Source organism: Salipaludibacillus keqinensis (assembly GCF_003226325.1).
GTDB classification, from domain to species: domain Bacteria; phylum Bacillota; class Bacilli; order Bacillales; family Salisediminibacteriaceae; genus Salipaludibacillus; species Salipaludibacillus keqinensis.
This window is the reverse complement of record NZ_PDOD01000003.1, coordinates 24,035-41,226: the sequence shown is the minus strand read 5'-3', so window position 1 is coordinate 41,226 and position 17,192 is coordinate 24,035. Positions and strand designations below refer to the sequence as shown.

Genomic DNA, 17,192 nt, shown 5'->3' with positions numbered 1-17,192 from the left:
TGAAGCTGCTGGAATACCTTATGAAGGTCATTCCATGCTTTCAAGTGACACCTTTCAAAAAATACCATTTTAATGCATTGACGTAGACAGCCTAGCTTTGAGCGGCTGCTCCACCAACGATTTCGTTGATTTCCTGTGTAATAGCCGCTTGACGTGCGCGGTTGTATTTCAAGGTTAATTCGCCGATCCTGCTGTCTGCGTTATCTGTAGCAGAACGCATGGCAGACATTCGTGCACCGAACTCACTGGCTTTCCCGTCGAGCAAGGCGCCGAAGATCAAGCTTTCAGCATAGTGTGGAAGAAGCTGTTCCAAGATCGTTTCTGCATCTGGTTCATAAATGTAGTCAAGCTTTGGAGCAGAAGCTTCTGCCTCTTCACCAATGCTCGTTAACGGCAATAGTTTCGACTCCGTTACTCGCTGACTGATCGCACTGACGAAGTGGTTGTAGTGAATATACACTTCATCAAACAACTCATCGTCAAACATTTCAACCGTTGTGGAAGCAATGCTCTTGATATCGGTGTAATCGGGCTGATCAGGAAGTCCAATTATTTCTTGAAAAATTGGCATGTTCCGTTTCTTGAAAAAATCGCGACCGACACGTCCAATGACGATGAGACCGTACTCATCAGTAGACTTGTGTCGTTCGTTGATCAATTTCATCGTTTCACGGAGAAGACCACTGTTATACGCGCCACATAGACCGCGGTCTGATGTGATGACAATATAGCCTGTTTTCTTCACTTGTTCACGCTCTTTTAACATAGGATGTGAGACATCTTCTGTACCTGCTGCGATGCTTGAGACAACTTCACGTATTTTATCTGTATAAGGTTGGAAGGCTTCGGCATTTGATTGCGCGCGGTTAAGTTTAGCCGCTGAAACCATCTCCATCGCCTTTGTAATTTGTTTCGTCTTTTTCGTTGAACCAATTCTTGTTTTTATATCCTTTAAAGAGGCCATCGTTCTTCACCACCTTTTGTAGAAAAATCCATGTGTCCCCGGCTTACATGCTGGTGATGGCAGCCGAGGCTGGATGCTTTTCTTTTTTTAAACAGTATCTTTCATTCAGTCGATTACTTTGCTTGGAAAGTCTTCTTGAATTCTTCGATTGCGCTTCTCATAGCGCCATCATCAGCTAAGGCTCCTGTGTTTTTGATCGTTGACAGAAGGTCCTTCTGATTATGTTCTAAGAATGTAAACAGTTCCGCTTCAAAGCGACTGATATCTTCTACTTCTACATCATCCAAGAAGCCTTTTGTTAAAGCGAATAGGATGAATACTTGTTTTTCAACGGCAAGTGGTTGGTGAAGGCCTTGCTTTAATACTTCTACAGTACGTGCCCCACGGTTCAACTTCGCCTGCGTAGACGCATCGAGATCTGAACCGAACTGAGTAAATGCTTCTAATTCACGATACGAGGCCAAATCGAGACGAAGTGTCCCGGCAACCTTCTTCATCGCTTTAATTTGAGCAGATCCCCCAACTCGGGATACGGATAAACCGGCATCAATCGCTGGTCGTACACCTGAGAAGAAAAGGTTCGATTGAAGGAAGATCTGTCCGTCGGTAATCGAAATTACGTTCGTCGGGATATACGCTCCAATGTCCCCTGCTTGTGTTTCAATAAAAGGAAGAGCCGTTAATGAGCCTGCTCCTTTATCGTCACTTAGTTTCGCTGCACGCTCTAATAAACGTGAGTGAAGGTAGAATACATCCCCTGGGAAAGCTTCCCGACCTGGAGGACGGCGAAGTAACAAGGAAAGTTCACGGTACGCAGCTGCTTGCTTCGTTAAGTCATCATAAATAACGAGAACGTGTTTGCCGTTGTACATGAATTCCTCACCCATCGTTACCCCTGCATAAGGTGCAAGGAAAAGAAGCGGTGCTGGTTGAGATGCACTAGCTGTCACAACGATCGTGTAGTCAAGTGCTCCGTGTTGACGAAGTGTGTCTACTACGCCTGCCACTGTGGATTCTTTTTGACCAATCGCTACATAAATACAAATCATATCTTCTTCTTTTTGGTTAATGATTGTATCGATGGCAATCGCTGTTTTACCTGTCTGACGGTCACCGATGATCAACTCACGCTGACCTCGGCCAATTGGAATAAGAGAGTCAATCGCTTTAACACCTGTTTGAAGTGGTTCATGAACGGATTTACGATCCATAACTCCTGGTGCTTGTCCTTCAATTGGACGCGTCTTGTTTGTTTCAACTGGGCCCATGCCATCAAGCGGCTGACCTAGTGGATTAACAACGCGACCAAGAAGTTCTTCACCGACAGGAACTTCCATGATTCGTCCTGTTCGACGAACTTCGTCACCTTCACGAATGTCTCTAAATGGACCGAGAATGATAATCCCGACCGTGTTTTCTTCTAAGTTTTGTGCCATTCCCATGACACCGTTGGAAAATTCAAGCAGCTCACCAGCCATTGCGTTTTCAAGTCCGTGAGCTACTGCGATCCCGTCCCCGACACGGATGACGGTTCCTACATCGTTGACTTCAATTTCAGATTGATAGCCTTCGATCTGCTTTTTTAACAGAGAGCTAATTTCATCGGCTCTGATGCTCATTTCGTTCACCCCTATCTACTAACGTTCCCGTGTATCATGCGCGCTTGAATGCGTGCAAGTTGGTTGGCGACGCTTCCATCATAAACGGTATCTCCGATTCGGATTTTTAATCCGCCGATGATCTGTTCGTCGACGATATTCTCAATAATTAACTGTGTTTTGCCTGCTCGTTTAGAGAAGACGTTGGCTACAGCCAGTCGTTCTGGATCGCTTAGCTTTTTAGCTGAGTATACAGTCGCTTCAGCGATGCCTCTTGCTTCATTTGTCAATTGCTTATAATTGTCTACGATTGGGTACAACACGTCTAGCCTCTTGTTATCAATTAATAATAAGAGTAGGTGCAGCACCGATGAGCTTACTTTAGTTGAAAACGTATTTTTTAAAATCGTTTTCTTTTCATCGTTGGTCATTTTCGGGTGTCTGAACACTTCGTCAAGAAGGTTCGTATCCTCGAATACTTGTGAAACAACCTCAAGGTCTTCCATTGTTTCTACGAGAGTGCCTTGTTCTCTAGCTAACTCAAACATGGCATAGGCGTATCGATAACCTATTGGATGTCTTCTCATAGGTCCTCGCCCACTTCTCTAAGAGTGTCTTGAATGAGTTTTTCTTGCTCTTTTTCATCCAATTCCTTCTCAATTACCTTGGTTGCCACAAGTACAGACAAGGTCGAAACTTGCTCACGAAGCGCGGAGATTGCTTGTTCTTTTTCTGTGTTGATTTCTGCAAGAGCCGTTTGCTTTAAACGCTCTGCTTCTTTTTTTGCGCCTTGCACGATATCATTCGCCTGTTGATCACTCATTTTCTTTGAGTTTTCAACGATGTCCTTGGCTTCCTGACGGGCTGCTTGAATAGCTTCCCGTTGTTCAGCTAAATATTTTTCAGCATCTGCACGGTTTTTCTCCGCGGAAGCGATTTGATCGGCTACATGCTGCTCACGTTTCTCCATCATATCCATGATCGGACCAAACGCAAACTTCTTTAAAAGCATTAGTAATACTAGAAAGGCTGCTATCTGATAGATAGCATTGACCCATTCGATCTCATAGATATCAAACAACGAATTCGCCTCCTTTTTTCCCTGTTCGTCTTACAAAAGGAATGGCGAAGATTGTATGAATTACCTTCTCCGCCATTTATTCATTCAAAAGTGTGTCCTTACATGTTTCCTAATAACAAGAAGGCGATAACGATTGCGAAGATCGGAAGGGCCTCAACAAGTGGTACACCAATGAACATAACTGTTTGAAGTGGACCGCGAATCTCCGGTTGACGTGTAATCCCTTGTAACGTACTTCTCACAACGATTGCTACCCCGAATGCCCCTGCGATAGCTGCTAACCCTGCTGTAATTGCGACTGCAATAGCGATTGAACCCATAATAAAAATCCTCCTTTAGATATTTAAAAAATTAGTTTTTTTATGAAATAAATCCCTCTTCACTTATGTAAAAGAGTTCTTATTCACGATAATTTAGTGTTCTTCACTTACTTTATGAGCCATATACACCATGGTCAACATACAGAAGATAAACGCCTGTAGCGACCCGATGAAGACACTGAATGCCTGGAAAACGACAAGGGGTATAAATGCCCCGAATGCCCAGAATACTCCTGAGGCTCCAAGTCCCACAAGCATGACCATAATCATTTCTTTTGCATAAATGTTGGCGTAAAGACGCATTCCAAGTGTAAGAGTATTTGATAAATCCTCTATCACTTTAAATGGTGCCATGAAAAAGGCCGGACGGAAATAATCTTTCCCGTATTCTTTCGGTCCTTTCAACTTCAACCCGTAAATATGGGTCAGAATGATAATAAATGCCGCTAATGAGATGGTTAATACCGGATTTGATGTTGGGGAATTCCACCACACATCGTGATCGGCCGTTGCCAACTCAAACGGAACACCCATCATGTTGGCCACAAATACATAGAGAATGATTGTGATTCCTAACATAATAAAATTCTTTCCCTGCTTCCAATCCATCGTACTGCTGATTACATTTTTGATGAACTGAACGAGGTACTCCAAGGCATTTTGTGCGCCGGTTGGATACATCTGAATTTTTCTCGACATAAAAAATGTCACAAAAAAGACGATGGCCATGGCGACAGTAGTCAAGATCAAATTAGGAACATTCACTGTTAACCACGGAATTCCAAATAGATCGACTTTTAAAAAGTGACTATCCAATCCATTTCACCTCTTTTCTCTGATTGCCAAAAGTGACGTTGCTGTTCATTTATACAGACAATTCAAACCCGGCGAGCCGGACGGTCACTCTTTTAGTGCAAATGCTTTATTGTGGAAAATAGGATCTATCAAGAGGATGATATAGGTTACTGCCAATCCTATGATCACTCCTGTTAGATGAAAAACATGGGGAAACTGCTGTGCGATGACGAGGGCGAATACTACAATGATCATTCTCCCTAATGTCCCAACGGAAATTCTAAATTTCCGGTCAGTCACCGATTTCCCAAGACGCTTCACTTGAAAATATGTACTTAACAAATTCACTAAACTAAAGCTTGTCCCGAGAGCCATGCCGGTAAAAAAGGCTGGTTCAGAAGTAACCAAAGCTGTAACCACCAGAATGACCATGATGATCAGTGTGTAAATTGCATAGCGTTTCACTAACACGCTGATGTCGTTCATGATGAATCGTCTCCTGTAAACTGATGAACCGCTTTGTAAATCCCGAAAATGGCCGTCGTTAATCCGACAATCATACCAAGAACAAGATAAAGTCCCCCACCATTAAACTGTTGATCGAGCCACCTACCACCGAATACACCGATTAAGATGGATCCGACCAAGTACGATGTGATCGTACTCATCAGTGCAAATGATCTCATTAATTGGCGATACTTCGAAGGTTCAGACATCATTTCCCACCTAAACTGTTGAATCACGATTCAACTTTATTTTCACTATGGTAGATATCCTCTGTAATCGTACAACAGGCAGGTTTTTGTGTCAATATAACATGCGGAGTATAAAGGGATTGCAAGCGATTTACGAAAGAGATTTGAAACGCTTTCACCCACGTTCACAAAAACTACAAAAAATGACTTTTTACACGTTTTCTATTATACATACATTTCCGTAATATGTCTTTGGAATTTTCAATAAAATTGTATTTTAAATTTTCTGTAAATAGATGGCAGGTGGGTTTGCGGGTTCCGGGAACGATTGCCACCGGAACCAGCGTTCCAGGAACCGGTGTACCCGGAACCAAAACGATCACTCACCGATATACAACATTTGCTCAAGTGTATCCTCTTTCTCCCCTTTTTTGGCATAAACGAGCGCTTTGTAGATCCCAGTGGGAACACCTTTCACCTCAATATTTTTTTCGAACATTCCCCGATGGACATCTTCTTCTACATCCAAATAAGTAATGAACCGGAAAGTGTCGGGATCGTACAATGCGATGCCTAGTTCTTCCGCGCCGCCTGGTAAATAGACCTCGTAATGATAGGTGTTCGGGTCAGCCATTTCAAACATGAACGACATAAGACGAGGATAGTCAGGCTCTTCCACAAAAAACAAATAAGGAACATAAGTCACTTCATCGCCGCTCACAACCTTGATTCGGTCATGATAAATTCCTTCTTCAAAAACAGACGGGAAAACATCTACAGAGATAGAAACTTCTTGTTTATCTCCTGGATCGATGTACGTAGAAAAGGGAACTTTCCACTGAATACCGTCGGGCACCTCGAACGGCGGTTCCACCGTGTATTTTTTCCGCTTGTCTGAGAGGTTTTCAATCGTTAGACGTACTTCTTTTTCCAGTCTGCTATCCGTTTTGAGCCACTGCCCGAAACTTATTTGCCCCGGATAGACAAGGGTTTCGACAGACAAGGCCTCGTCCAGTTGAATTCTGCCTGTTCCTTGAACATGAGGCGGATATGGATTGCCATCAGAATCTTCCAATGTTTTCGCTGTATTCATCAGAGCTGCTTTGATTTGTTCAGGCGTCCAGTCCGGATATTTCTGTTTTAATAGAGCAACAGCGCCTGTCACATGAGGGGCGGCCATGCTCGTTCCATTCAAATCCAAATATCCGCTTGGAACAGTGCTATCGATCTGAACGCCAGGAGCTACCAAATCTGGCTTCACTTCCCACGTATGAGTAACAGGTCCCCGAGAGCTAAATGGAGCGATTTGATCTTCTTCTTGTCGGTAAATCGTCCTCACGTGCTCTTGGTTGTTATCACTTAGTTTTTCCGTTAATCGCTCGCCGTCCTCTTTCGTAACACTGACCACCGGTAGATCCACCGGCTCTTCAAGCATGCCCGCAAACTCTCCCGGTTGATGGTTGTAGACGATTAATGCCTTGGCCCCTTTCGCCTTGGCGATTTTTGCCTTCATGGTAAAACTAATGATCCCTCGCTTCGCCAATACGATCTTCCCTCTAGGATCAACATCCTCGTAATCTTCTTCTCTCCCTAAACCAACGTCTACAATAGGATAAGAACGTTTCACATCCCATTTCTTTGCCTTTTGCATAGGTTGAACAGGAATCTCTTCGTCACGGTCTGAATCAGTAATTAAATAGGGAATCATCATAGGCGGTGTAGAAGCTCCCACAGAAATAGCTCCAGCGGAGGTTCCTGGAGAGCCGACTGTCCATAAATTCGGTCCACTGTTGCCGTTAGAGGTGACAGCGACCACCCCTTTCTTAACCGCTTTATCTAGAGCGATACTCGTCGGCCAGTCAGGTCCATTGACGGTATTTCCGAGAGACAGGTTAATCACATCCACTTTTTCTTCCACCGCTTTTTCAATCGCTTCAATGACTTGTTCTGTCGTTCCCATGCCCGTTGGACCTAGAGCTCGGTAAGCATAAATATCCGCTTCAGGTGCGACCCCCTTTAATTTTCCGTTAGCTGAGATAATCCCCGCTACGTGGGTGCCGTGGAGGGTTGGTAGCCCTTGTTCTTTCCGAGTTTCCATCGGATCATCATCTTGATCGATCACATCAAATCCCCCGCGATAATTACCTTTTAAATCGGGGTGTTCATAATCCACGCCCGTATCTATGACAGCCACTTTTACCCCTTTGCCCGTGAGTTGGTCATCTTCTCTTGTAAACAGGCTACTTATTTCTCCACTCGTTCCGCCAATAAATGGCACACTTTCATCCACATAAGGCTCGTAGTATGCGATCTCATCAATACGCTCGATTCCTTCCAACTGACTCAGTTCACTCACTTTATCAGGAGGAAGTTGAACGGAGAAGCCATTGTATATGTGAGGGAAAACCTTTCGAACTCTTGCCCCGTCTACTCTTTCTTCAACAGAGACGGCTAGCGCCTCCGGATCCGACTCCGTTTCTATGATGTAGATTGAGGCACCCTCTTCAGATGCACTGCTAGGCAAGGCTTCTTGAAACACTTCTGGCCGATCCGGGAAAAATACCGAATCCATGTCCTTACCTTGAGCCACTCCCATACTTGGAATACTTATTGTCACGATACACGAGATAAACAGAAATACCCCTAGGAAGAATAATGTTCGTCGCTTGTAGGAATGATTGTTCAACGCTGATCCCTTCTTTCATAAACGTCTGCTAATATTCTAGGATTTGTCATCTACAACCGTTTTATCCGTTGTTGAACAAATGCGCGAAAAAACGAAAAAAGCAAAACCCAGGATACTCCCTGGATTTTGCTTCACATTGTTCCTATTTTATTATTTCGTTCCGAACAACCGGTCTCCTGCGTCCCCTAACCCTGGAACGATATAGCCTTTTTCATTTAACTTCTCATCCATGGCCGCTAGATAGATGTCTACATCGGGATGAGCTTTCTGCATTTCCTCCACGCCCTCTGGTGCAGCTACAAGACACATCAATTTGATGTTCTTCGCGCCACGTTTTTTCACGACGTTAATGGCTTCAATCGCCGATCCACCAGTAGCAAGCATCGGATCCACTACGATTAATTCACGCTCTTCTATGTCTTTCGGAAGCTTCACGTAATATTCTACCGGCTTTAATGTATCCGGATCACGATATAAACCGACGTGACCGACTTTTGCAGCAGGAATCAACTCAAGAATTCCGTCTACCATGCCAAGTCCAGCACGTAAAATGGGAATAATCCCTAATTTTTTCCCGGAAATCGTTTTGCATTTCGCTTTCGATACTGGCGTTTCTACTTCAACTTCCCGAAGAGGAAGCTCTCTAGTAATTTCAAATGCCATCAATCCGGCAATCTCATTCGTCAGTTCACGAAATTCCTTCGTACCCGTGCCCTTGTCGCGTATATACGTCAATTTGTGTTGGATAAGAGGATGATCAAACACATACATTTTGCCCATGAAACCCCGCTCCTTCGTCTTTAAAATTCAGTTTTCCATGTAAACGACGATGACTTCTTGTAAGCCCGTCATTCACGCACCTCTACGAATTCTACATAAAATGACACTCACATTCAAGACTTAATTCCACAGAAGTGTAGCACCTGACAAAAGCAGGTGCTACTCGATTACTATTCATACATCGGAAAACGACCAGTTAATTCACGAACTTGATCCTTTGCCTCTTTCAACTTCGCTTCATCTTCCACGTTTTTCAATACAAGCGCCATAATTTTACCAACCGTCTCCAGCTCTTTTTCCTGGAAACCACGAGACGTGACAGCCGCCGTACCAATGCGCAAACCACTAGTAACGAACGGGCTTTCCGGGTCAAATGGGATGGTATTTTTGTTCGTCGTAATTCCCACCTTGTCCAACGCTTCCTCGGCGATTTTTCCTGTCATAGATAATCCTCTTAAATCAAGAAGGACTAAGTGGTTATCCGTTCCTCCTGAGACAAGATCAATGCCTTCCTCTTTCAGAGAGGCGGCTAGTGAAGCGGCATTTGATTTGATTTGCTTAGAATACTTAGCAAATTCGTCTGTTAAAGCTTCGCCAAATGCCACTGCCTTTGAAGCGATCACGTGCATCAAAGGTCCACCTTGAAGACCAGGGAAAATCGCCTTATCAATCTTCTTGCCGTATTCTTCTTTAGCAAGAATCATCCCGCCACGAGGTCCACGAAGAGTTTTGTGCGTCGTTGTCGTCACAAAGTCAGCATAAGGAACGGGGCTCTGATGATCGCCTGTAGCAATTAAACCAGCAATATGTGCCATGTCAACCATCAAGTAAGCATTGACTTCATCGGCAATTTCGCGAAATTTCGCGAAGTCAATTTCCCGTGGATAAGCGCTAGCTCCGGCTACAATCATTTTCGGTTGATGTTCGATCGCTTTCGCTCGGACATCTTCATAATTAATCGTAGCTGTCTCTTTATCCACACCATAATCAACAAAGTTATATTGCTTTCCACTGAAGTTCACTGGGCTACCGTGGGTTAAGTGCCCGCCATGAGACAAGTTCATACCAAGAACGGTGTCACCTTGTTCTAGAAAAGCAAAATAAACAGCCATATTTGCCTGCGCACCGGAGTGCGGTTGAACGTTGACATACTCAGCACCAAAAAGTTCTTTAGCACGGTCGCGAGCAATGTTTTCAACGACGTCCACATGCTCACAGCCACCATAGTATCGTTTACCTGGATACCCTTCAGCATATTTGTTCGTGAGCACTGAACCTTGCGCTTCCATTACTGCTTTAGAAACAAAATTTTCTGAAGCAATCAGTTCAATGTTGTCTTGCTGGCGCTTAAGCTCAGCTTCCATTGCCGCAAATACTTCTTTATCCTGTGTTCTAACGTGACTTAATTCCTGCTTATCAATCGTCGTCATTTTGTCAAAACCCTCCCTGAACTGTTTCACGCGGACCATGAAGAAAACTGTCTATACGTGTTCGAATTTCAATCTGCTTTCTATTTTATACGTTTCTGCCTCAGATGTAAAAGGCAACCGCACATGTCAGACAAATGTAGGCGCTATCATTTTCAAATGCGCTGAATATTCCTACTATTATTGGTATTAGTGTTTAAAATTGGGCAGTACTTTATGTGGTTTTGGGGTCGTCCTGTGCTGGTAGCACCTAAATAGCACCTACCTAGCATGACACGTCATGTCCTCACTCCTACCCTCCCACAACAAAAAAAAGGAAACTATTCGCCATAGTTTCCTGCTTCCATACCATGCTATTCGTCTATTTTAATGGTGTACGTCGCTCGAGCGCCGCCGATTAACTTCGGCCGAGTTCTGGCTAGGGTGAGGTGGGCTTCCCCTATTTCCTTCACCGATGTACGGACGGGAACAGCGACTTTTTTCAGGTGCATGCCAATGAATGTGTCACCGATATCGATCCCAGCGTCTGCCTGAATTTCTTCGACGATGACGGGATCGTTCATGTTATTGAAAACGAAGGAGGCCATCGAACCGCCTGCTTTCGGCACTGGTACCACAGAGACTGGTTCAAAACGATGACTTTTCGCTACCATGCGATCGATGACGAGTGCGCGATTCAAGTGTTCACAGCATTGAAAGGCGAGGTTGACACCTGTTTTTTCTTGGAACTGGTTCAATACGGTCCACAGTTCTGTCGCTACTTCTGTTGTACCAGCGCTTCCGATGTGTTGACCGATTACTTCACTAGTGCTTGTGCCTACCACTAGCAAGTCACCCTCTTGGAGATTAGCAGCTTCTTGAAATTCGGCTAATGCTTGTGTTAATTGTGGGGCAAGTTGTCCAGTAAATGAATGGGTCATCGTTAAACACCTCCTGATTTAGATAGAAAGAAATGAAGGATGACATCACCCTTCATTTTTTGTTTCATATTCTGCAATTTTTCCAATACGACGCTCATGACGGCCGCCTTCAAATTCAGTGGATAGCCAAACTTTAGCAATTTCTTGCGCTAAACCAGGGCCAACCACACGCTCTCCCATAGCCAGAACGTTCGAGTCATTGTGTTCTCTCGTCGCCTTTGCTGAAAAGAGATCATGTACAAGGGCACAACGAATGCCTTTCACTTTGTTGGCAGAAATGGACATGCCAATCCCTGTCCCACAAATGACGATTCCCCGATCTACTTCGCCGTTGGCAACCATTTCTGCTGCTGGAATACCGTAGTCAGCGTAATCGACTGAGTCGGCGCAGTCACATCCCACATCTTTCACTTCGTGTCCAAGGTCTTTGATGACGTTAATTATATCTTCTTTGAGGGCATAACCCGCATGATCAGATCCAATAGCAATTTTCATTTGTTTCGTCCTCCTTCAGAATTTCATAACATTAGGACATGTTCCATGTCTAAAGCCATATGACTAGACGTGCCTGTTAATTAAACAGTAAAACGAATGATCGTTTTTTTCAAGTTATTCGCTCCTAAAATGCCACACCAAAGAATCCCTAATACAAACGCGGCAATCAAGAATGTAACGGGATTCATCCCTAAGATCTCACCGATCAGATCACTTAAGTAAAAAATAAACAAAGCACTTGTAGCATATGTAACTGCTGCAACTGAGCAGATCCCCACCACCATTTTCTTTCTAATGCCAAACGTGTAGCGTCTTTCTGCCAACATACTCTCCCCCAGTATGTTCCCCTAAGAACTGAATTATTCTGTTGTATTCTCTAACTGCTGTAATAATCGATCGATCGCCGCTTCAATCTCTTTATACGTTTGCTCGTATTCCTCGTGATCGGCCCCAAAAGGATCACGAATATCAAGAGATGGCAAGTCCCATTCAAGACGGTCAATCGCCGCTTGATGAGGATGAAGCTGATTCAATAACTCTTCTTCAAGCTCCGTTTGTTTATTAATTTGTTTCTTTTGATTATATTTTTCGACTTTCGCCTGATTTTCTGTTAAAAACGTCGCCCGTTTCAATTCCAATTGCGCCAAATGATACTTCAAATCTTCCCTCTTCTTTTTCAAGTCCGGATCATTTAGTACAAATTCCTTTAACGTATAGACATTGTCCGCTAGTTCAGGGTACTGCTCTACGACAATTCGTTTATGGTTTTCTGTCATAGTTAACACCACGTCAGACCAGTTGACCAATTCATCGGTGATATTCTTAGACTGATGACTTTCCATAATGCCTCGTTTCGCAAGAACGGATTTCGAGCCTTCTGACATGGACATTCCTTCCATCCCATGAACACCGGCGGACCTTGCTTCAAAGGATTCTGACTGCTTTTTATGCTCAAATATCGCTTCCGCAATCGGGCTTCGACACGTGTTGCCTGTACATACAAAAAGAATTTTCTCCATGCGTCTCACTTCCTCATCATTGGTTGGTTTATTGTTTTTTATTTTGACAGTTCAAGTACAAACATCCTATTATAGTTTATCACAAGTCCTAAAACATTCGTGTTTATTGACTTGAAAAAATTGGATAATTCTACTCAAATAGCTCCTATAATCATTTTTACCCCAAACAAGAGCAAAACAAAACCACCGATACATTCCCCGCGACTCCCTACAAGGGGACCGACTTGTTTTCCTAATAGAAGACCCGCCCACGTGAATATCGCACTGAACATAGCGAAACTAACGACCGTAACCCACGTTTTTGCACCAAGCATTCCTAAGCTTAATCCGGCGGAAAAACTGTCTAAACTAACGCTTATGGCAAAAACAAACAGACCGATCCCTTTAGGTGAAAAAAACAGTGCTGAATCTTCCCGCAAAGAAGACACAATCATCTGCACGCCTAATATGACTAGACCGCATCCTCCGATGAAAATAGCCAGCGACCCCATATATTGCGAGAGAATTCTCCCGATAAACAATCCTAGTAAAGGCATCGCCCCATGAAAAGCACCGACAGCTAAACCAATCATCGCTACGCGACGATATCTAAGTCCCAGTAATCCAAGGCCGATCGATATTGAAAAGGCATCCAGGCTTAAGGCAACTGCCATCATTCCTATTGTCATTAGTTCGCCTAACACAAAATCCCCCCTCGGACTAGCTACTCTAATTTATGCATGTCCAAAGGGGTTTAGTATGATTATTTCGATCAGATCATTGTCGCCTCACCGTTCCACCTGCAGCTTTCGTTAACCTGTTCATGATTGCACTTCCAAGGTGTGAGTCAGTAAACACTTGGGCAAAAATTACGTCTACCTCGTTTTCCCCAAAAGAGCGTAGGGAATCATATAGGTGTTGAGCAATTGTGGACAACTCCGTGCTCACTCCCATAAGAACTTCTTTATTGGCGCCTGTCATGCCACAGTACTCATTGGTAATCAAAGCTCCAACCCGCTGCCCGTCGTCTTGGGCACGTATAATCTGCTCGCAAAAGTAATCCACATCTCCATCTACTAAGATGAGAGGAGCCGTCGGAGCATAATGGGTATATTTCATTCCTGGGGAGCGAGGAGCCTGATTGATTTCTATTAAAGCAGGGTCGACATCCACTTGCCCCACGACTTCCTCCAAGGCTTCTTTAGTCACTCCTCCTGGGCGAAGGATCATCACTTGTTCTGACGAGCAGTCAACGACAGTAGATTCCACCCCTATTCCTGTAGGGCCTCCATCCACAATACCGGCAATCCGCCCGCTTAAATCATCATGCACATGCGTTGCCGTTGTAGGGCTAGGGCGTCCTGAGCGGTTGGCACTCGGGGCCGCAATTGGCCGATCGGCTGCTTCAATAAGAGCTAAGGCCACAGGATGATCGGGCATTCGCACCGCCACTGTATTTAATCCAGCTGTGACTTTTGTGGATAACGTTCCGTTATGACGAAACACAATCGTTAATGGGCCTGGCCAAAAGGCTTCCATCAATCTTCTAGCCTGATCTGGAATCTCCTGAACATACTGTTCTAGTTGTTCTTGTGCAGAGATATGCACTATAAGAGGATTGTCAGACGGGCGACCTTTTGCGTTAAAAATACGGTTCACAGCTTCATCTGATTGAGCATTCCCTCCAAGCCCGTAAACCGTTTCCGTCGGGAAGGCAATGACGTGATTTTGCTGTATGTGATGGGCCGCTTGTAAAATTTCTTCTGTGGAAGATAAGTTATCCACGGTTTTATCCACAACCCAATAGTTTTTTTGTTGATATGTCATGTTAGTTCCTCCTAGCTGTTCATTATTGTGCGTTTGATTGGAGATAATGTCAATAGGAGTCGAGGAGGTTTCACGACAAAAACAAGGTTATCCACATTTAGCAGTGGATAACCTTGTTAACTCTGTTGATAACGTTGTGGAGGGGTGGGTATAAGTGGACTAATTATCCACACTGTTTGTTTGTTTATACAGGACTCGTCCCTCTTCAAGATGTGACACCACTTCCGGAAGTTTCATGAGGGCAACTGATCGTTCGTCAGGCGATACCGGTTGAAACCCCAGTTTCTCAAGCATATCTCCAGCTTGGTTCACCATCACATAGACAGTAGTTGCCCCTTTTTGCCAGGCATATTGAAGGCACGTCTCAAGCATTTTCAAGACAAAACTGCCATTGACCTTTCCTCCATCTACAATAAACGAACGGAGTAATGTTTCTTCATCCGTTACTTGTTGAACTGCCGCTGTGGCTACAAACTCTTTCTCTTCGTTTTCAGCTACAAGGAATTTCTGCCTATCTAGCGGAACAGAATCTAAAGGAATCCCTGCTCTACTAATAAAATGTTGAATAGCCAGTACATCTTCTTCCACTGCTTCACGAATCACGACACTCATTGTATCCCTTCCTTCCTAAACTAAAGCTTGTACTATAGCTTATTCAAAAAGGAACGGAATATGATGACTATTTTCAGAGATTCATAGAGGGATTGTGGATCATTTGTGGATAAATCTTACGCTCCGGTTATTTTTCCCCAGAGGCTTTGAACCACATCTACAACGAAGAAGGAGATTTGCACCTCTTCTTCTTCCTCCTCTTCTTCTTGGTCGACCTCGACTGGTTGATCACTACCTTCAGCAAAATCTACGAAACATAGGGGCGGAAAAAGAACACACCACCAGTTATCCCCAAGTCCATCACCCAGTTCAATAAATACTGCTTCGTACTCGCCAGCTGGATAGACGCGATTTCCATATTGCTTTGTGGGAAAGTCAACGTCTGCCAGCGACACGCGAAATGAAGTCTTTTTTCCCAATTTTTCTAACTCATTCATAATCACCGTTTCAAGTTCCGGCATCCTCGTCTCAATTTCATGACGAGCATCGGCCAGATCTGTCATCGTACTAGTCCATTCAGATATGTGACGATTCACTTCATCTCGGATATTGATTTTCACCTGTTGATCCACCGCTGAGTTGCTATTGGACTTGATCCGAAGTCGAATGGATTCTTCCGGAATAAAGTCTGCCTGGCTACTCTCATTCATACTGACCACCGCTAACGTAGATGCCCCGGCATAGTTCGGATAGAAGAAATGAGCCTCCCAAGACAACACCAGCATTGATATAATAAAAAAAGCGTATAATGGCATCGTTAAAAATTGAGCGCGCTTCGTAAAAAATGATCGAGTTTTCTTGTACATGGTGATCCCCTCCCTTATGCTACTCATTGTTGGCACGAGAGAAAGGTACTAAACAATGATTCGTCCGACAAATTCGGACAGCAGTGGTTGAAAGGTGGGCAAAATACTTATAGGGGCTACAAACTAGCTCAAACTGGATACAGAACTCCTCAAATCGACTACAAAAACCTCCAAACAGACTAAAGTCACTCTCAAACTGGCTACAGTTGAGCTCACGATAACATCCAACCCAATATCATCGATCGGATTACCCCTAAACAACAAAAAACTTTCTCCCGTTGTACAGGAGAAAGGTTACTCAACTGATTACCAAACTTTTGCTAAGACAATCCGCTGATTGCCGTTCATGTCGTTCAACACTCTCACGTTGGATGTAGGCGGTAGTTCTTTCAAGAGAAGTTCTCGTACCGCTTCTCCTTGATCATGACCAATTTCAAAAGCTACCACTCCAGGAAGGTTAAGAACATAAGGAATTTGCTTCACGAGACGACGGTAAATATCAAGTCCGTCCACTCCTGCAAAAAGGGCCATCTCCGGCTCATGATCTTTCACGTTTTCTTTCATCATTGCCCGGTCCCCTTCAGGAATATAAGGAGGATTAGACACGATGACGGAAGCTTTTTCCCCTGCAGTTATAAACGGGTCCAATAAATCTCCTTCAGAAAAAGCTACCTCGGCACCTAAGTTGATCCCATTCTGTTTCGCGACAGCGAGGCCTTCGGAGGAGATGTCTGAAGCTAGGACGCGACTCTGTGACAACTCTAAAGACAAGGTGATAGCAATGATTCCGCTCCCAGTCCCTACATCGATGATATTCAACGGTGCCGTCTCCAGTTTTCCAGAAAAGATGTCATTTACAGACTCGACGACGGCCTCAATGAGCTCTTCTGTTTCCGGACGGGGAATCAAAACGTGCTCGTTAACGGTGAAAGCTCGTCCATAAAAGGTTTCTTCTCCGGTTATATGTTGGACAGGGATCCCGGATGCTGCCCGTCTTACGTCTTCGATAAAAAACTCGCTTACTGCCTCGTTTAACGGGGTATGCATCTCTGCAAGCATTCGGGCTCTCGACCAGCCAGTGTGGTGCTGTAAAAGTCGGTGGCCGATTTCCTTTTCATAATGATGCTCTTCTAAAAAAGACGAAGCCCATTTGAGGGCTTCGTATACTTTAAATGTTTTTTTCATCGC

At 44.2% G+C, this 17,192-nt stretch carries 20 protein-coding genes; all 20 read right to left on the bottom strand.

The window, feature by feature from the left end; all coding sequences use genetic code 11:
- Positions 1-91 precede the first annotated feature (91 nt).
- The 20 genes from atpG to prmC all read right to left on the bottom strand — a co-directional run bounded on the left by atpG (position 92) and on the right by prmC (position 17,189).
- Complete coding sequence (gene atpG, locus CR194_RS12605; protein WP_110610051.1) at positions 92-964, bottom strand: ATP synthase F1 subunit gamma; 873 nt, start codon at positions 962-964, stop codon at positions 92-94.
- A gap of 113 nt (positions 965-1,077) precedes the next feature.
- On the bottom strand, positions 1,078-2,583 hold the full coding sequence (gene atpA / locus CR194_RS12600; RefSeq protein WP_110610050.1) for a F0F1 ATP synthase subunit alpha: 1,506 nt from the start codon (positions 2,581-2,583) through the stop codon (positions 1,078-1,080).
- 11 nt (positions 2,584-2,594) lie between these two features.
- Positions 2,595-3,149, bottom strand: coding sequence for a F0F1 ATP synthase subunit delta (locus CR194_RS12595; RefSeq protein ID WP_110610049.1), 555 nt, complete (start codon positions 3,147-3,149; stop codon positions 2,595-2,597).
- Positions 3,146-3,643, bottom strand: coding sequence for a F0F1 ATP synthase subunit B (atpF, locus tag CR194_RS12590; RefSeq protein ID WP_110610048.1), 498 nt, complete (start codon positions 3,641-3,643; stop codon positions 3,146-3,148). Before atpF ends, CR194_RS12595 begins: the two co-directional genes overlap by 4 nt.
- Positions 3,644-3,741: 98 nt before the next feature.
- Positions 3,742-3,963 (bottom strand): F0F1 ATP synthase subunit C, encoded by a 222-nt coding sequence (atpE, locus tag CR194_RS12585; RefSeq protein ID WP_110610047.1) that lies wholly within the window; start codon positions 3,961-3,963, stop codon positions 3,742-3,744.
- Positions 3,964-4,056: 93 nt separating this feature from the next.
- Complete coding sequence (atpB, locus tag CR194_RS12580; protein WP_110610046.1) at positions 4,057-4,779, bottom strand: F0F1 ATP synthase subunit A; 723 nt, start codon at positions 4,777-4,779, stop codon at positions 4,057-4,059.
- Between the two features lie 84 nt (positions 4,780-4,863).
- Positions 4,864-5,244: an ATP synthase subunit I gene (locus CR194_RS12575; protein ID WP_110610045.1), complete on the bottom strand. Its 381-nt coding sequence runs from the start codon at positions 5,242-5,244 to the stop codon at positions 4,864-4,866.
- Complete coding sequence (locus CR194_RS12570; RefSeq protein WP_110610044.1) at positions 5,241-5,474, bottom strand: AtpZ/AtpI family protein; 234 nt, start codon at positions 5,472-5,474, stop codon at positions 5,241-5,243. Before CR194_RS12570 ends, CR194_RS12575 begins: the two co-directional genes overlap by 4 nt.
- A 358-nt stretch (positions 5,475-5,832) precedes the next feature.
- On the bottom strand, positions 5,833-8,070 hold the full coding sequence (locus CR194_RS12565) for a S8 family serine peptidase (protein WP_269845718.1): 2,238 nt from the start codon (positions 8,068-8,070) through the stop codon (positions 5,833-5,835).
- A gap of 219 nt (positions 8,071-8,289) precedes the next feature.
- Positions 8,290-8,919 (bottom strand): uracil phosphoribosyltransferase, encoded by a 630-nt coding sequence (upp, locus tag CR194_RS12560; protein ID WP_110610043.1) that lies wholly within the window; start codon positions 8,917-8,919, stop codon positions 8,290-8,292.
- Positions 8,920-9,089: 170 nt separating this feature from the next.
- Positions 9,090-10,349, bottom strand: coding sequence for a serine hydroxymethyltransferase (locus tag CR194_RS12555; RefSeq protein WP_110610042.1), 1,260 nt, complete (start codon positions 10,347-10,349; stop codon positions 9,090-9,092).
- A 350-nt stretch (positions 10,350-10,699) separates the two neighbouring features.
- Positions 10,700-11,266, bottom strand: coding sequence for a TIGR01440 family protein (locus tag CR194_RS12550; RefSeq protein ID WP_110610041.1), 567 nt, complete (start codon positions 11,264-11,266; stop codon positions 10,700-10,702).
- Positions 11,267-11,311: 45 nt separating this feature from the next.
- Positions 11,312-11,761: a ribose 5-phosphate isomerase B gene (gene rpiB / locus CR194_RS12545; protein ID WP_110610040.1), complete on the bottom strand. Its 450-nt coding sequence runs from the start codon at positions 11,759-11,761 to the stop codon at positions 11,312-11,314.
- Between the two features lie 80 nt (positions 11,762-11,841).
- Complete coding sequence (locus CR194_RS12540; RefSeq protein WP_146035949.1) at positions 11,842-12,084, bottom strand: hypothetical protein; 243 nt, start codon at positions 12,082-12,084, stop codon at positions 11,842-11,844.
- A 36-nt stretch (positions 12,085-12,120) separates the two neighbouring features.
- Positions 12,121-12,780 carry a low molecular weight protein arginine phosphatase gene (locus CR194_RS12535; RefSeq protein ID WP_110610038.1) on the bottom strand — a complete coding sequence of 220 codons (660 nt, stop codon included), beginning with the start codon at positions 12,778-12,780 and terminating at the stop codon, positions 12,121-12,123.
- 134 nt (positions 12,781-12,914) lie between these two features.
- Positions 12,915-13,448 (bottom strand): manganese efflux pump MntP, encoded by a 534-nt coding sequence (locus CR194_RS12530; protein WP_110610489.1) that lies wholly within the window; start codon positions 13,446-13,448, stop codon positions 12,915-12,917.
- A gap of 88 nt (positions 13,449-13,536) precedes the next feature.
- Positions 13,537-14,586: an L-threonylcarbamoyladenylate synthase gene (locus CR194_RS12525; RefSeq protein ID WP_110610037.1), complete on the bottom strand. Its 1,050-nt coding sequence runs from the start codon at positions 14,584-14,586 to the stop codon at positions 13,537-13,539.
- Between the two features lie 159 nt (positions 14,587-14,745).
- Entirely contained in the window at positions 14,746-15,198 is a 453-nt protein-coding gene (locus tag CR194_RS12520; protein ID WP_110610036.1) for a GNAT family N-acetyltransferase, read from the bottom strand.
- Positions 15,199-15,314: 116 nt separating this feature from the next.
- The gene (gene spoIIR, locus CR194_RS12515; RefSeq protein WP_158282255.1) at positions 15,315-16,004 is read right to left on the bottom strand and encodes a stage II sporulation protein R; all 690 of its coding nucleotides are present in this window, start codon (positions 16,002-16,004) and stop codon (positions 15,315-15,317) included.
- A gap of 306 nt (positions 16,005-16,310) precedes the next feature.
- A complete protein-coding gene (gene prmC / locus CR194_RS12510) occupies positions 16,311-17,189 on the bottom strand; it encodes a peptide chain release factor N(5)-glutamine methyltransferase (RefSeq protein WP_110610034.1) in 879 nt (292 codons plus the stop codon).
- Positions 17,190-17,192: the final 3 nt, after the last annotated feature.

What these genes read in the sequence shown, in the direction of transcription:
- atpE (WP_110610047.1), bottom strand. Translation starts at nt 3,963, where the DNA reads ATGGGTTCAATCGCTATTGCAGTCGCAATTACAGCAGGGTTAGCAGCT.
- CR194_RS12595 (WP_110610049.1), bottom strand. Translation starts at nt 3,149, where the DNA reads ATGAGAAGACATCCAATAGGTTATCGATACGCCTATGCCATGTTTGAG.
- CR194_RS12555 (WP_110610042.1), bottom strand. Translation starts at nt 10,349, where the DNA reads ATGACGACGATTGATAAGCAGGAATTAAGTCACGTTAGAACACAGGAT.
- spoIIR (WP_158282255.1), bottom strand. Translation starts at nt 16,004, where the DNA reads ATGTACAAGAAAACTCGATCATTTTTTACGAAGCGCGCTCAATTTTTA.
- prmC (WP_110610034.1), bottom strand. Translation starts at nt 17,189, where the DNA reads ATGAAAAAAACATTTAAAGTATACGAAGCCCTCAAATGGGCTTCGTCT.
- CR194_RS12535 (WP_110610038.1), bottom strand. Translation starts at nt 12,780, where the DNA reads ATGGAGAAAATTCTTTTTGTATGTACAGGCAACACGTGTCGAAGCCCG.
- CR194_RS12575 (WP_110610045.1), bottom strand. Translation starts at nt 5,244, where the DNA reads ATGAACGACATCAGCGTGTTAGTGAAACGCTATGCAATTTACACACTG.
- CR194_RS12525 (WP_110610037.1), bottom strand. Translation starts at nt 14,586, where the DNA reads ATGACATATCAACAAAAAAACTATTGGGTTGTGGATAAAACCGTGGAT.
- atpA (WP_110610050.1), bottom strand. Translation starts at nt 2,583, where the DNA reads ATGAGCATCAGAGCCGATGAAATTAGCTCTCTGTTAAAAAAGCAGATC.
- CR194_RS12530 (WP_110610489.1), bottom strand. Translation starts at nt 13,448, where the DNA reads ATGACAATAGGAATGATGGCAGTTGCCTTAAGCCTGGATGCCTTTTCA.
- CR194_RS12570 (WP_110610044.1), bottom strand. Translation starts at nt 5,474, where the DNA reads ATGTCTGAACCTTCGAAGTATCGCCAATTAATGAGATCATTTGCACTG.
- CR194_RS12550 (WP_110610041.1), bottom strand. Translation starts at nt 11,266, where the DNA reads ATGACCCATTCATTTACTGGACAACTTGCCCCACAATTAACACAAGCA.
- rpiB (WP_110610040.1), bottom strand. Translation starts at nt 11,761, where the DNA reads ATGAAAATTGCTATTGGATCTGATCATGCGGGTTATGCCCTCAAAGAA.
- upp (WP_110610043.1), bottom strand. Translation starts at nt 8,919, where the DNA reads ATGGGCAAAATGTATGTGTTTGATCATCCTCTTATCCAACACAAATTG.
- CR194_RS12520 (WP_110610036.1), bottom strand. Translation starts at nt 15,198, where the DNA reads ATGAGTGTCGTGATTCGTGAAGCAGTGGAAGAAGATGTACTGGCTATT.
- atpG (WP_110610051.1), bottom strand. Translation starts at nt 964, where the DNA reads ATGGCCTCTTTAAAGGATATAAAAACAAGAATTGGTTCAACGAAAAAG.